Source organism: Candidatus Rokuibacteriota bacterium (assembly GCA_016209385.1).
Classification (GTDB): Bacteria; Methylomirabilota; Methylomirabilia; order Rokubacteriales; family CSP1-6; genus JACQWB01.
Genome location: JACQWB010000268.1, coordinates 1 through 12,650 on the forward strand (window position 1 = coordinate 1; position 12,650 = coordinate 12,650).

Annotated in this window: 13 protein-coding genes; all 13 read right to left on the reverse strand. The window is 69.9% G+C overall.

Translation table 11 applies throughout. The features are described 5' to 3' along the window. Positions 1 to 182: 182 nt before the first annotated feature. A complete protein-coding gene (locus HY726_20415) occupies positions 183 to 920 on the reverse strand; it encodes a 16S rRNA (uracil(1498)-N(3))-methyltransferase (GenBank protein ID MBI4611361.1) in 738 nt (245 codons plus the stop codon). Further along, complete coding sequence (locus HY726_20420) at positions 921 to 1,796, reverse strand: 50S ribosomal protein L11 methyltransferase (protein MBI4611362.1); 876 nt, start codon at positions 1,794 to 1,796, stop codon at positions 921 to 923. Continuing rightward, positions 1,796 to 2,890 carry a molecular chaperone DnaJ gene (gene dnaJ / locus HY726_20425; protein MBI4611363.1) on the reverse strand — a complete coding sequence of 365 codons (1,095 nt, stop codon included), beginning with the start codon at positions 2,888 to 2,890 and terminating at the stop codon, positions 1,796 to 1,798. The genes HY726_20420 and dnaJ overlap by 1 nt, the downstream gene beginning before the upstream one ends. Next, complete coding sequence (locus HY726_20430; protein MBI4611364.1) at positions 2,883 to 3,488, reverse strand: nucleotide exchange factor GrpE; 606 nt, start codon at positions 3,486 to 3,488, stop codon at positions 2,883 to 2,885. Before HY726_20430 ends, dnaJ begins: the two co-directional genes overlap by 8 nt. Before the next feature lie 53 nt (positions 3,489 to 3,541). Continuing rightward, a complete protein-coding gene (gene hrcA / locus HY726_20435; GenBank protein ID MBI4611365.1) occupies positions 3,542 to 4,588 on the reverse strand; it encodes a heat-inducible transcription repressor HrcA in 1,047 nt (348 codons plus the stop codon). A gap of 58 nt (positions 4,589 to 4,646) precedes the next feature. After that, the gene (gene hemW / locus HY726_20440) at positions 4,647 to 5,846 is read right to left on the reverse strand and encodes a radical SAM family heme chaperone HemW (protein ID MBI4611366.1); all 1,200 of its coding nucleotides are present in this window, start codon (positions 5,844 to 5,846) and stop codon (positions 4,647 to 4,649) included. Further along, on the reverse strand, positions 5,807 to 6,514 hold the full coding sequence (gene lepB / locus HY726_20445; GenBank protein MBI4611367.1) for a signal peptidase I: 708 nt from the start codon (positions 6,512 to 6,514) through the stop codon (positions 5,807 to 5,809). Before lepB ends, hemW begins: the two co-directional genes overlap by 40 nt. A 21-nt stretch (positions 6,515 to 6,535) precedes the next feature. Next, positions 6,536 to 8,326 carry an elongation factor 4 gene (lepA, locus tag HY726_20450; GenBank protein MBI4611368.1) on the reverse strand — a complete coding sequence of 597 codons (1,791 nt, stop codon included), beginning with the start codon at positions 8,324 to 8,326 and terminating at the stop codon, positions 6,536 to 6,538. Positions 8,327 to 8,397: 71 nt separating this feature from the next. Beyond that, entirely contained in the window at positions 8,398 to 9,462 is a 1,065-nt protein-coding gene (locus tag HY726_20455; protein ID MBI4611369.1) for an NDP-sugar synthase, read from the reverse strand. Between the two features lie 50 nt (positions 9,463 to 9,512). Beyond that, positions 9,513 to 9,683: a Trm112 family protein gene (locus HY726_20460; GenBank protein ID MBI4611370.1), complete on the reverse strand. Its 171-nt coding sequence runs from the start codon at positions 9,681 to 9,683 to the stop codon at positions 9,513 to 9,515. Then, positions 9,680 to 10,609: an NAD-dependent epimerase/dehydratase family protein gene (locus tag HY726_20465; protein MBI4611371.1), complete on the reverse strand. Its 930-nt coding sequence runs from the start codon at positions 10,607 to 10,609 to the stop codon at positions 9,680 to 9,682. The genes HY726_20460 and HY726_20465 overlap by 4 nt, the downstream gene beginning before the upstream one ends. Continuing rightward, positions 10,606 to 11,541, reverse strand: coding sequence for an SDR family oxidoreductase (locus HY726_20470; GenBank protein ID MBI4611372.1), 936 nt, complete (start codon positions 11,539 to 11,541; stop codon positions 10,606 to 10,608). The genes HY726_20465 and HY726_20470 overlap by 4 nt, the downstream gene beginning before the upstream one ends. A 111-nt stretch (positions 11,542 to 11,652) precedes the next feature. Beyond that, positions 11,653 to 12,650, reverse strand: a 998-nt coding sequence (locus HY726_20475; GenBank protein ID MBI4611373.1) for a UDP-glucose/GDP-mannose dehydrogenase family protein, incomplete at its 5' end; no start/stop codon positions are given.

A 12,650-nucleotide genomic window follows, 5' to 3' on the forward strand; every position in this document is an offset into this window, starting at 1 on the left:
GCCTGCGCCGAAGCGCCTCGGCTCGAACTGCCGCGCCTGCGGCTCGTCCGGAGCCCCTCGGCTCGAACTGCCACTCGGGCCTCGCGCGGCGGGTGGCCTGCCTGGCGGCATGGCCGAACCCGCCACGCTCGAACTGCAAGGGGGAGGTTCGGAAGGGGGGCGAAGCCCCCCTCCGAGGGAGCTCACAGATCGCCGAATCGCGCCTGGAGCAGCGCGACCCCAACCGGGCCCGCGGTCTCGGTGCGCAAGACTCGCGGCCCGAGCCCTGCGGTGCTCACACCACGGCTTCGGAGGAGCTCGACCTCCTTGACCGCCAGCCCCCCTTCGGGCCCGACGACCAGAAGCGCGGAGGCGAGGGTCCCCGAGACCGCATCCAGGAGGCTCCGAAGCCCCCGCGCTTCGCCCTCCCAGAGGCAGACCGCCAGGCCGGCGCGGGGCCCTTCGGCGATGAACTCGTCGAGCGTCCGGACAGGCTCCACCGAAGGGATCACCGAGCGGCCGCACTGCTTGGCCGCTTCCTTGGCGACCCGTTGCCAGCGGCGCTGGCGGTCGCGCCAGCGCGCGGGCGGGAGCCGGACGATCACACGCTCCGTCAGGAGCGGCACGACCCGGAGTACCCCGAGCTCCGTCGCCGCCTTGACGATCCACTCCATCTTGTCGCCCTTGGGCACACCCTGGGCGAGCGTGACAGCGAAAGGCGATTCGGTGCGGCGATCGGAGCGCCCGATGATTCGGCCGACGGCCTCCCGGCCCTGGAGCGCCTCCAGCCTGACGGTGAACTCGCTGCCCCGGCCGTCGACGGCCTGGACGATCCCGCCGGGGCGGAGGCGAAGGACGCGGACCAGGTGGTGGGTCTCTGCCTCATCGAAGACGACCCGGTCCGCGCTGACCGCTTCGGGGCGAACGTGGAACTTTCCCACTTACGGAGCCGTTGTCAGCCGGAGCGACACCCAGCCTTCCAGCTCGACGCGCTCGACGGGACGGAATCCGTGGGCGGAGAGCGCGTCGACGACGCCGGGCTCTTCCGGCGTGAGCAGCCCACCCACGATCAGGCTCCCTTCGGGGACCACGAGCCGACGGTAATGGGCGCCGAACGCCGCGTGGGCGCCGGCGAGGAGGTTGGCGAGGAGGAGTGGGGTTGAGCCTTCGAGCCCTTCAGGCCCCCCCAGCTCGCAGCGCAGGCGGTCGGCGACGCCGTTCCGCTCGGCATTCTCCCGCGTCTCCCGGAGCGCGTCGGGGTCGATGTCGAGGGCCATCATCGCGGGCACGCCCAGGAGGAGCGCGGCGATGGCGAGGATCCCGGTGCCGGTGCCGAGGTCGAGGCCGTGGCTCGCGCGGTGGGATTCGAGGAAGGCATCGAGCAGGGTCAGGCATCCCTGGGTGCTGCCGTGATTGCTCGTGCCGAAGGCGCGGCGGGGCTCGATAACCACGAGCTGCCGGCCATCAAGGGAAGCCGGAATCTCCCACGGCGGAGCCACCAGGAGGCGGCGTCCGACCGCGCGCGCGGGAAACGACTGGCGCCAGGCGTCGGCCCAGGTCTCGGCGACGAGGGGCGTGACAGTCGGCTCGCGCGTCGCCACCGCGAAGCCAAGCGCCTTGAGGGCCGCAGCGTAAGCGTCCACGGCGGAGAGGAGGGCAGCCGGCGAGGCGCCTTCGGCGAAGAAGGCACGGAGGCGGGCCGGCGCCCCGTTCGCCTCCTCTTCGATCACGCCGAGGGCTCCCAGCTCCCAGAGAAAGTTGGTCAGCCCCTCTGAGGTCTCGGGCGAGGCGGGGAGGGCGAGCTCCCAGAAGGGCATCAGGCGCCCAGGAGCTTCTTCATGCGATCGAGAAACGAGGTGAGGATCGGTCCCGCATTATCCTGGGACGCGCGCTGGAACTCTTCCAGGAGCTGGTGCTGCTTGGCGGTGAGCTTGGTGGGGATCTCGAGCACCGCCTGGTAGCAGGCGTCGCCCCTGCCGCGCCCGTGGAGGTTCGGCATCCCCTTGCCCTTGAGCCGGAGCACCTGATCCGGCTGGGTGCCGGGCGGGACCTTGAGCGTGGCCTTGCCGCCGAGGACGGGGACCTGCACCTCCGCGCCCAGGGCGAGCTGGGCGAAGGTGAGCGGGAGCTCGCAGTAGAGGTCGTCGCCGCGCCGGACGAAGAAGTCGTGGGGGCGGATGCGGATGACCACGTAGAGGTCGCCGGCCGGCCCCCCGCGGGTGCCCACGGCGCCTTCGCCGGTCAGCCGGAGCTGGGAGCTGTCCTCGACCCCGGCCGGGATCCTGATCTTGAGCAGGCGCTCGCGGCGCTCCCGACCCTCGCCGCCGCAGGCCCTGCACGGGGTGCGGTTGACCTCGCCCTCGCCGCCGCAGTGCGGGCAGGTGCGCGCGACGGTGAGGAAGCCCTGCGAGAAGCGGACCTGGCCGTGCCCCTGGCACGTGGGGCAGACCTGGCGTTTGGTGCCGGGCTCGAGTCCCGATCCCCGGCACGCCTCGCACGGCTCGAGGCGTGGGATCTGGACCTTGGTCTCCAGTCCCGTGGCCGCCTCCTCCAGCGTGATCTCGAGGTCGTACTGAAGATTCTCGCCGCGGTGGGCGCGCGCCCGGCGGCTGCGCGGGCCGCCGCCGAAGAAGCCCTCGAGCAGGTCGTCGAAGAGCGTGCCGAAGCCGAGGTCCGAGACGTCGACGCCCACGCCGACGGTGCCGAAGCGGTCGTACTGGGCGCGCTTCTCCGGGTCCGAGAGCACGCTGTACGCTTCGTTGATCTCCTTGAAGTGCTCCTCGGCCTTCTTGTCGCCGGGGTTGCGGTCAGGGTGGTACTGGAGCGCCAGCTGGCGGTACGCCTTCTTCAGATCGCCGTCGGTGGCATCGCGCGACACGCCCAGGATCTCGTAGTAGTCGCGCTTAGCCATTTGGCGTGCGCGGTTCCTCGGGCGTGCCCGCCGGCTCGGGCGGCACCGCCACCGTGACCATCGCGGGCCGGAGCACGCGGCCGTTCAGGAGATACCCGCGAAGGGTTTCCGCGACCACGGTCATCGCCGGGTGCTCCTCGGTGGCTGTGACCCGCTCTATAGCCTCGTGACGCTCGGCGTTGAACGGCTGGCCAACGGAGCTGAACGGGGTCACCCCGAATTTCTCGAGTACCCGGAGCAGCTCGCGCTGGATGAGCTCGACGCCGGTCACGAACCCTTCGGCCTCGCCACGCGCCCGCGCGGCCTGGATCGCGCGGTCGAAGTTGTCGAGGACCGGGAGCAGCTCGCGGAGCAGCGACTCGTTGGCGAAGCGAACATACTCCTCGCGCTCGCGCTGCGCCCGCTTCCGCGCGTTGTCCAGCTCGGCGAGCGCCCGCAGGTAGCGGTCGTGCGTCGCCTCGGCCTCACGGGTCTTGGCCTCGAGGGCCTGGCGGAGCCGGGTGAGCTCTTCCTCGATGATCTGGGCCGGGAGGTCTGCGGCCTCGGTGCCCGGCTGCTCGACGGGAGTGTCGTCCTGGGAGGCGAGCTCGTCACTCATTGCAGACGCTTATTATAGCAGGGTCGCGAGCCGGGCCCGGAGGCCCGGGTCGCTCAGGACGGGAGGTAGAGCTGCTGCCGGTACCGGGCGAGCGACTGGCTGACCAGCCCGGCGGCCTCGGCGACCAGCGAGATCAGCCGGGTGTAGGGCATCCGCTTCGGCCCCAGGACGCCCACCGTACCGAGCGCCTGGTTCTCGTAGACGTAGGCCGAGGTCACCAGGCTGCACTCGTGCATCTCCTCGAACGGGTTCTCGCTGCCGATGATGACGCGGACGCCGCTGTCGCCCGCCAGCTCGGAGAGGAGGTCGATCAAACGCTCCTTCTCCTCGAACGCGCGGAGGATCACGCGCATCGTCGCGATGTCCCAGAACTCACGGTGCTCCAGGATGTTGATGGCGCCGCCGACGTAGAGGGAGCGGTCGCGCAGCGTGGAGAAGATCTCCCTGACCAGCGGCCCCATCCGCGCGTGGAGCGGGTCCAGCGGGTCCGACGGCGAGGCGACCTCTTCCAGGATTTCCTGGAACGTCCGTCCCCGGAACCGGCGGGTGAGCACGCGCCCGAGCTCGCGGAGGTCGTCGGGCGCGACGCGGGGCTCGGGCGTGAGCGTCCGCGTCGTGATCCAGTCCGCCTCGGTCATGACCACGGCCAGGGCGCGGTCGTTCGGGAGCGGGATCAGATTCACCGAAGCCAGGCGGGTCTGCTTGAGCGGCGGGGCCAGCAGCACCGCGGTCATCCGGGAGAGTCCCGAGAGGCGGATCGAGGTCTCGGTCATCATCTGCTCGAACCCGGGCGGGAGATTGCCGAGCTGGGTCCGGAGGGTCGCCGTCTCGCTCTCGGCGATGCGCCGCTGGCCGCTCAGGGTGTCCACGTAGAGGCGGTAAGCCTTGTCCGTCGGAACGCGACCGGCGGAGGGGTGCGGCTGACCGAGGTAGCCCAGCTCCTCCAGGTCGCCCATCGTGTTGCGGATCGTGGCCGGGGAGAGGCCGAGGCGCGAGTGCCTGGCGACCGACCGCGAGCCCACGGGCTCTGCTGTCTCGATGTACTCCTCGATCACCGTCCGCAGTACTTCACGGCAACGCTCGTCGAGGGCCGAATCCATGGCTGTCACTCTGCCTCTGTCTTAACAACCGCGGCCCGGCTTGTCAAGATGGCGCGCCTCACAGCAGCTCGACGAACAGCGCGTCGGAGAGGAGAAACCCGGCGTCGGTGAGGACGGCGCGTCCGTCCCTGAACACGAGGAGGCCTTCGGCCTCCCAGGTCTTCAGCAGGGACGCGACGCGGGCGGGGCCTTCGGCGACCCGCGCGTGGAGCCAGGCCTCGGGGACGCCGTCGCCCAGGCGGAGGCCGAGGATCATGCGCTCGCGGTGGCGCAGGCGAGGCGTCAGGCGCTCCCGCTGGTCCACGGGGAACGCGCCGGCCTCGAGGATGGCGCAGTAGCGCGTGACGGGCTTGGCGTTCACGTAGCGGACCTCGCCGAGGAAGCCGGCGGCGCCTGGGCCGAGCCCGAGGTACTCCTCGCCGCGCCAGTAGACCTGGTTGTGGCGCGAGCGGTGGCCGGGGCGGCAGTAGTTCGAGATCTCGTAGTGCTCGAGGCCCGTCTCGCGCGCGATCCGGGTGAGGAGCCAGTACTGCTCCGCCACCGTATCTTCCGCCGGCAGCTCCGCGACCCCGTCGCTCCCCCAGCGGCTGCCCGCATCGAGCGTGAGCGCGTACGCGGAGAGGTGCTCGGGTCCCCAGGCCAGCACGCCGTGGAGCGTCGCCTCCCAGCCTGCCAGGTCGAGCCCGGGGAGCCCGTACATCAGGTCCACGGTGAGGTTGTCGATCCCCGCGGCGCGCGCAGCCTCGAAGGCCAGGCGCGCCTGGCGCGCCGAGTGGAGGCGGCCGAGGCGGGCGAGCAGCCCGTCGTCGAGCCCCTGCACCCCGAGGCTGATCCGGTTGACGCCCGCGAGCCGGTAGGCCTCGAGCTTGTCCCGGCTGACGCTCTCCGGGTTGCACTCGACGGTGACCTCGGCCCCGGGGGCCAGGGCGAAGCGCTTCCTGAGCCGCCCGAGGACGTCGGCCAGCTCGTCGGGCTCCAGGAGCGACGGGGTGCCGCCGCCGAGGAAGACGGTCGCCACCGTCACGCGGCCCGCCCACACGGCCTCGCCGGCCAGATCGATCTCGGCGCGGAGCGCGGCGAGGAACCGATCCATCGCGGCGGGCCGATAGGGGCCGGTGTTGAAGGAGCAGTAGTGGCAGCGCTGCCGGCAGAACGGGATGTGGAGGTACACGCCGATGGCTGGCGCGTGCGGAGCCCAGTCGTGGGGCGTGCTGGGCCCTACCAGATGATCTTCCCGAGCCGCCGCCAGCGGAGCCACCCGTCCTCTCCGTTCCAGGACCAGTAGATCAGGAATGCCTTGCCGCGGATGTGCTCGCGCTTGAGGCATCCCCAGTACCGGCTGTCCTGGCTGTTGTCGCGGTTGTCGCCCATGACGAAGTAGTGGCCGCGCGGGATCACGATGGGTCCGAACTGATCCGGCTGCCTCTCGGCCGCGTTGGCGGCCTGCGCCAGGCACGGCTCCCCGGACCCGCGGTCGGCGAGATAGCGGGGCGGGGTGAACGCGCCGGTCCCGGGCTTCACGTATGGCTCCGCCGCGGGCCCGCCGTTGATGATGATCTGGTTGCCGCGGATGACCAGCTCGTCCCCCGGCACCGCGGCGATGCGCTTGATGAAGTCACGCTTCTCGTCGAGCGGGTACTTGAAGACCACGATGTCGCCGCGGTGGGGCTGGCGGAGCCCCGGCAGGTGCCACCCGGTGAAGGGGACCTCGGCGCCGTAGAGGAACTTGTTGACCAGGATGTAGTCGCCCACCTGGAGCGTGTCCATCATGGACCCGGAGGGGATCGTGAACGCCTGGACGACGAGGGTCCGGATCACCAGGGCGAGGAGGATGGCGATCCCGATGGCCTCGACGTACTCGCGGACGAGGGACTTCTTCCGCTTCTTCTCCGCCTCGACGGCGCGCGGAACCTGCGGGGTCGCCAGCGGGTCTTTGCGATCCAGCGCTCAGCTCCTGAGCACCGAGAGGAACGCCTCCTGCGGGACCTCCACCTTGCCGAGCTGCTTCATCCGCTTCTTGCCTTCCTTCTGCCGCTCGAGGAGCTTGCGCTTGCGGGTGATGTCCCCACCGTAGCACTTGGCCGTCACGTTCTTCCTGAGCGCCTTGACGGTCTCGCGGGCGATCACGCGGCTCCCGATGGCGGCCTGGATCACGACGTCGAAGAGCTGCCGCGGGATGACCGCCTTGAGCTTCTCGGCGAGCGTCTTGCCTTTCTCGTAGGCCTTGTCCCGATGGACGATCACGCTGAGGGCGTCGACCGGGTCGCCATTCAGGAGGATGTCGAGCTTCACCAGGTCGGTCTCCCGGAACTCGAGGAACTCGTAGTCGAACGACGCGTAGCCGCGGGAGAGCGACTTCAGCTTGTCGTAGAAGTCCACGATGATCTCGGCGAGCGGGAAGTCGAACGTGATCAGGACGCGTTTGCCCGCGTACTCCAGGGACCGGTGCTCGCCCCGCTTGTCCTGGGCGAGCTTGTAGATGGCGTTCATGTACTCGGTCGGCGCAAGGACCGAGCCGCGGACGAAGGGCTCTTCGATGTGGTCGATGGTCCCCGCCGGGGGGAGCTTGGACGGGTTCTCGATCTCCACGGTCTCGGCGGCCGTGGTCACGACCCGGTAGCGGACGCTGGGTGAGGTCACGATGAGCGTGAGGGCGAACTCGCGCTCGAGGCGCTCCTGGACGATCTCCATGTGCAGGAGGCCCAGGAAGCCGCACCGGAACCCGGAGCCGAGAGCCAGGGAGGTCTCGGGCTCGAAGACGAGCGCCGAGTCGTTGAGCCGGAGCTTCTCCAGGGCGTCGCGGAGTGACTGGTAGCCGGTGTCCTCGATCGGGTAGAGCCCCGCGAAGACCATGGGCTTGGCGTCGCGGTAGCCCGGGAACGGAGTGGCCGTGGGGCGCAGGGCCTCGGTGATCGTCTCGCCCACCTTTGCGTCGGCCACGCGCTTGATCCCGGCCGTGAGGTAGCCGACCTGACCGGCCCACAACTCCTCCGTCGGCTGCATCGCCGGGGTGAAGACGCCGACCTGCTGGACCTCGTAGACCCGGCCGTTCGACATGAGGAGGATCCTCGTGCCCGGCCACACTCGGCCATCGAAGAGGCGCACGTACACCACGACGCCCTGGTAGGGGTCGTAGAAGGAGTCGAAGACGAGCGCCTTCAGCGGTGCGTCGACGTCCCCGCTCGGCGGCGGGATGCGCCGGACGATGGCCTCGAGGACTTCCGGCACCCCGGTCCCGTCCTTGGCCGAGATCGGGATCGCCTCGTCGGGGTTCAGGCCGAGGAGGTCAGCGAGCTGGCGCCGCGTTCCGTCCACGTCCGCCGCCGGGAGGTCGATCTTGTTGATCACCGGAATGATGGTGAGGTTGGCCTCGAGCGCCAGGTAGAAGTTGGCCAGCGTCTGCGCCTCGACGCCCTGGGCAGCGTCCACCACGAGGACGGCCCCCTCGCAGGCCGCGAGCGAGCGGGACACCTCGTAGGAGAAGTCCACGTGGCCGGGGGTGTCGATCAGGTTCAGCGTGTAATCGTGGCGGTCGGCGGCCCGGTAGGGGAGCCGCACAGTGTGCTGCTTGATCGTGATCCCTCGCTCCCGCTCGAGGTCCATGGAGTCCAGCACCTGGTCCACGGCCTTCTTCGGATCCATGGCGCCGGTCAGGGCCAGCAGTCGGTCGGCGAGCGTGGACTTGCCGTGGTCGATGTGCGCCACGATGGAGAAGTTGCGAATCCCCGGCAGGCTCACGAACTTCAGAATACCACAGGCGCGGGGGCCGTTGCGGACCCGTTCGGCGGCCGCAGCCGGTCGTCGCGCGGCTACACCGACACGCGGGCTCCGTCCGGCACGACGCTGCCGGCGCCGAGCACGGCGCCGGGCCCGATCTCGGCGTCCGCACCGATGCGACAGCCGTCGGCGATCAGGCAGCCGGAGAGGCGCGCTCCCGGCCCGACGCGGACGTCCCGCCAGAGCACGGCGCCGGTCAGGTGGCTCCCGCGTTCGAGCGAGGTCCCGTCGCCGAGCACGGTGAAGGGTTCGACACGGCACTCGGCCGCCAGCCGCGCGCGGCTGCCGATGACCGCCGGGCCGGTGACCTGCGCCTGTGGCGAGATGACGCTCTCCTCGCCGATCCAGAGGCTCCCCCTTCGGGTGCCGGCGGGGCGCATCTCGGTCGCCACGGCGCCCGTCAGGAGATCCGCCTGGGCGCGACGGTATTTCTCCAGGCTCCCGATATCGAGCCAGTAGGCGCGGCTCACGTGACCGAAGAACGAAATGCGGCGCGCCAGGAGGTCCGGGAAGAACTCCCGCTCCATCGACACGACCCGGTCGTTCGCGATGAGCTCCAGGAGGCTCCCGTCGAGGATATACACGCCGGCGTTGATCGTGTTGACCGTGACCTGCTCGCGGGAGGGTTTCTCGAGGAACTTGAGGATCCGGCCGTCCGGATCGGTCTCGACCAGCCCGTAGAGCGTCGGGTCGTCCACCGGTGTCAGGTAGATGGTGGCGCGCGCCCCGGACGCCTGGTGGCGCCGGATCATCGCGCTCAGGTCGACGTCGGTCAGGACGTCGCCGTTCAGCACGACCAGCAGCGCCTCGCCCGGCTCGGCCGAGTTCCGCAGCGCCCCGGCCGTCCCGAGCGGCGACGGCTCGACCGCGTAGCGGAGCGACATCCCCGCCGCAGCGCCGTCGCCCAGCAGGCGTCGGATCTCCGCCACGCCGTAGGAGCAGGCGAGGACCGCCTCGCGGATCCCGTGCTGGGTGAGCCAGGCGAGCTGGTAGCGGAGGAACGGGATGTTCAGGAGCGGAACGATCGGCTTCGGGCAGGTGAGGGTCAGCGGGCGAAGGCGGGTCCCCTCGCCGCCCGCCAGGATCACGGCGTGCATCTTCGCGTGTGCTCCCATTGGAAGGGGGCCGAAGCCCCCCTCCGAGGCTACTACTGGGGCGGCGTCCAGTCCTCGGCCTCGCTGATCAGCATGACCGGGATCCCCTCGCGGATGGGGTAAGCCTTCCTGCAGGCGGGGCAGATGATGCGGGTCTCTTCGAAGCGGAGGCTGCCCTTGCAGGCCGGGCAGGCCAGGATCGCCTTGAGTTCTTCGTCGATCATCGCGCGGTCTCCTTCGTGAAGTATTCAACCGTGCGGCGGAGGCCCTCCTCCAGCGTCACGCGGGGCGTCCAGCCGAGCAGGCGCTTGGCGAGGGTGATGTCGAGGACGCTCCGTCGCTGCTCCCCGGCCTTGGGCGGGCCGTGGCGGGCCTCGCCCCTGCCCCCGGCGGCCGCCTGGAGGGACCGAAAGAGCTGGACGACCGAGGTCTCGACACCGGTACCGATGTTGAGAACTCCCGCCGCCTCCGGCTGCTCGAGCGCGCGCAGGTTGGCCTCGACCACGTCCCCGACGTAGACGTAGTCGCGCGTCTGTTCGCCGTCGCCGTTGACGATGGCCGGCTCGCCGCGAAGGAGTCGGTAGGTGAAGATGGCGACGACTCCGGCTTCGCCAAGCGGGTTTTGCCGGGGGCCGTAGACGTTGGCGTAGCGGAGCACGAGCGTGTTGATCCCGTAGAGGGCGCTCCCGCACGCGAGGTAGTGCTCCGCCGCCAGCTTGGAGACGCCGTAGGGGGATGCGGGACGGGTCGGGTGGTCCTCGGGCGTCGGGAGCACAGCGGTGTCGCCGTAGACGGCGCCGCCGGTGGAGGCGTAGATCAGCCGGCGCACGCCGAACCGGCGGCAGCAGGTGAGCACGTTGAGCGATCCAAGGACGTTCACGCTCGCGTCGAGCCCGGGGTCCGTCACGGAGCGCCGGACATCGGGCTGGGCCGCGTGGTGGTTCACGACGCCCGGGCGCTCGGCCTCGAAGACCTCGGCGAGGCGCGGGCTGCGGATGTCCATCGGGTACAGCCGCGCGGCCGGGTTGACGAACTCGCGCCGCCCGCTGATCAGGTTGTCCACCACCGCGACCTGGTGGCCCTCGGCGACGTAGCGATCCACCACGTGGGAGCCGATGAAGCCCGCGCCGCCGGTGACCAGGATCTTCATCGCTGCTGGAGCTGCTGGCGGAACCACTCGATGGTCCGGCGGAGGCCCTCGTCCAGCTCGACCGCGGGCTTCCACCCCAGGAGCGTCCGGGCACGCGTGATGTCCGGCTGGCGGACCTTCGGATCGTCCACCGGGAGCGGGCGGAAGACGATCTCGCTCGACGACCCGCTGAGGGTCAGGATCCGCTTGGCCAGCTCGAGGAGGGTCATCTCCTGGGGGTTGCCGATGTTCACCGGGTCGGTAACCGAGGACTGCATGAGCCGCCAGATGCCGTCCACCATGTCGTCGATATAGCAGAAGCTCCGCGTCTGCGAGCCGTCGCCGTATACCGTGATCGGCCGGCCGGACAGCGCCTGGGTGATGAAAGTAGGGATCGCGCGCCCGTCGTTGAGGCGGATGCGCGGCCCGAAGCAATTGAAAATCCGTGCGATGCGCGTGTCGAGCCCGTGGAAGCGGTGGTAGGCCATCGTCATGGCCTCGGCGAAGCGCTTGGCCTCGTCGTACACCCCCCGTGGTCCCACCGGGTTCACGTTCCCCCAGTACTCCTCCCGCTGCGGGTGCAAGAGCGGGTCGCCATAGACCTCCGAGGTGGAGGCCAGGAGGAACTTGGCCCCCTTCTCGCGCGCGAGCCCGAGCGCCTTGTGGGTGCCGAGCGCCCCTACTTTCAGCGTCTGGATGGGGTGCTGCTGGTAGTCCACGGGGGACGCCGGGCTCGCGAAGTGGAGCACGTAGTCCACGGGGCCGGCCACGTAGATGTAGTTCGTCACGTCGTGCTTCGCGAACGTAAAGCGCGGGTCTCGGATGTGAGCGATGTTCTCGACGGTCCCGGTGAGGAGGTTGTCCATGCAGACCACCTCGGCGCCCTTGGCCAGGAGCCAGTCGCAGAGGTGGGAGCCGATGAAGCCCGCGCCCCCGGTGACCAGGACCCGCATCACCCTCGGAGGGGGGCTCCGTCCCCCTTCCGATTCCTCCCCCCGGAGCTTGCGCGGGCAAAGCCCGCGCTCGAGATGCGCTCCGTTGTCGTCAGAGCAATCGGCACAGGCCTACGCCGGGACGACGGGCTTGCGCCCGATCGCGTGGTACTCGAAGCCGAGCCGCCGCATCCGCTCGGGCTCGTAGAGGTTGCGGCCGTCGAAGATCAAGGGGCGGCGCATCAGCGAGCGGAGGCGCTCGAGGTTCACGAACCTGAACTCGTTCCACTCGGTCACGAGCACGAGGGCGTCCACGCCCTCGGCCGCCTCGTAAGGGGAGGTGCAGTACCGCACGCCGGGCGGGAGGAGCGTCTTCGCGTTGTCGGTTGCCACCGGGTCGTAGACCTTGAGCCCGGCCCCGGCCTCGTGGAGGAGACTGAGCACCTCCACGCTCTTGGCCTCCCGCATGTCGTCGGTGTTGGGCTTGAAGGCGAGCCCCAGCACCCCGATCTGCTTTCCGTCCAAGGGCCCCAGCACCTTCAGGATCTTCTCCACCAGGAGGGGCGCGCGGTCCCGGTTGATCTCGACCACCGTCCTGAGCAGCTTGAAGTCGTAACCGAGGCTCGCCGAGGTCTGGATGAGGGACTCGGAGTCCTTGGGGAGACAGGCGCCGCCGAAGCCGAGGCCGGCCTGGAGGAACGTCGAGCCGATGCGGTGGTCGAGCCCCATACCTTTGATGACCTGGGTCACGTCCGCGCCGGCCAGCTCGCAGATGTTGGCGATGGCGTTGATGAACGAGATCTTGGCCGCGAGGAAGGAGTTCGACGCATACTTGATCATCTCGGCGGAGGGAACGTCGGTGATGATCATCGGACGCTCCAGGGGCGCGTAGAGTTCCAGGAGCGTCAGGGCGACCTGCTGGCTCGGGGCTCCGATCACGATGCGCTCGGGCCGGAGCGTGTCCTCGAACGCCGATCCCACGCGGAGGAACTCGGGGATCGAGACCACGTCGAACTCGACCGGCGCGGCCTGGTGCTTCTGGTCGATCTGGCGGACCAGGTCTCCGGTCCCCACCGGGACCGTCGACTTGTTGACGTTGACCTTGTAGCGGTCCATGGCGCGCCCGATCC

Excerpts from the sequence above, each read along its gene's own strand:
- HY726_20420 (MBI4611362.1), bottom strand. The coding sequence starts at position 1,796 with ATGCCCTTCTGGGAGCTCGCCCTCCCCGCCTCGCCCGAGACCTCAGAG.
- dnaJ (MBI4611363.1), bottom strand. The coding sequence starts at position 2,890 with ATGGCTAAGCGCGACTACTACGAGATCCTGGGCGTGTCGCGCGATGCC.
- HY726_20430 (MBI4611364.1), bottom strand. The coding sequence starts at position 3,488 with ATGAGTGACGAGCTCGCCTCCCAGGACGACACTCCCGTCGAGCAGCCG.
- hrcA (MBI4611365.1), bottom strand. The coding sequence starts at position 4,588 with ATGGATTCGGCCCTCGACGAGCGTTGCCGTGAAGTACTGCGGACGGTG.
- HY726_20455 (MBI4611369.1), bottom strand. The coding sequence starts at position 9,462 with ATGCACGCCGTGATCCTGGCGGGCGGCGAGGGGACCCGCCTTCGCCCG.
- HY726_20460 (MBI4611370.1), bottom strand. The coding sequence starts at position 9,683 with ATGATCGACGAAGAACTCAAGGCGATCCTGGCCTGCCCGGCCTGCAAG.
- HY726_20465 (MBI4611371.1), bottom strand. The coding sequence starts at position 10,609 with ATGAAGATCCTGGTCACCGGCGGCGCGGGCTTCATCGGCTCCCACGTG.
- HY726_20470 (MBI4611372.1), bottom strand. The coding sequence starts at position 11,541 with ATGCGGGTCCTGGTCACCGGGGGCGCGGGCTTCATCGGCTCCCACCTC.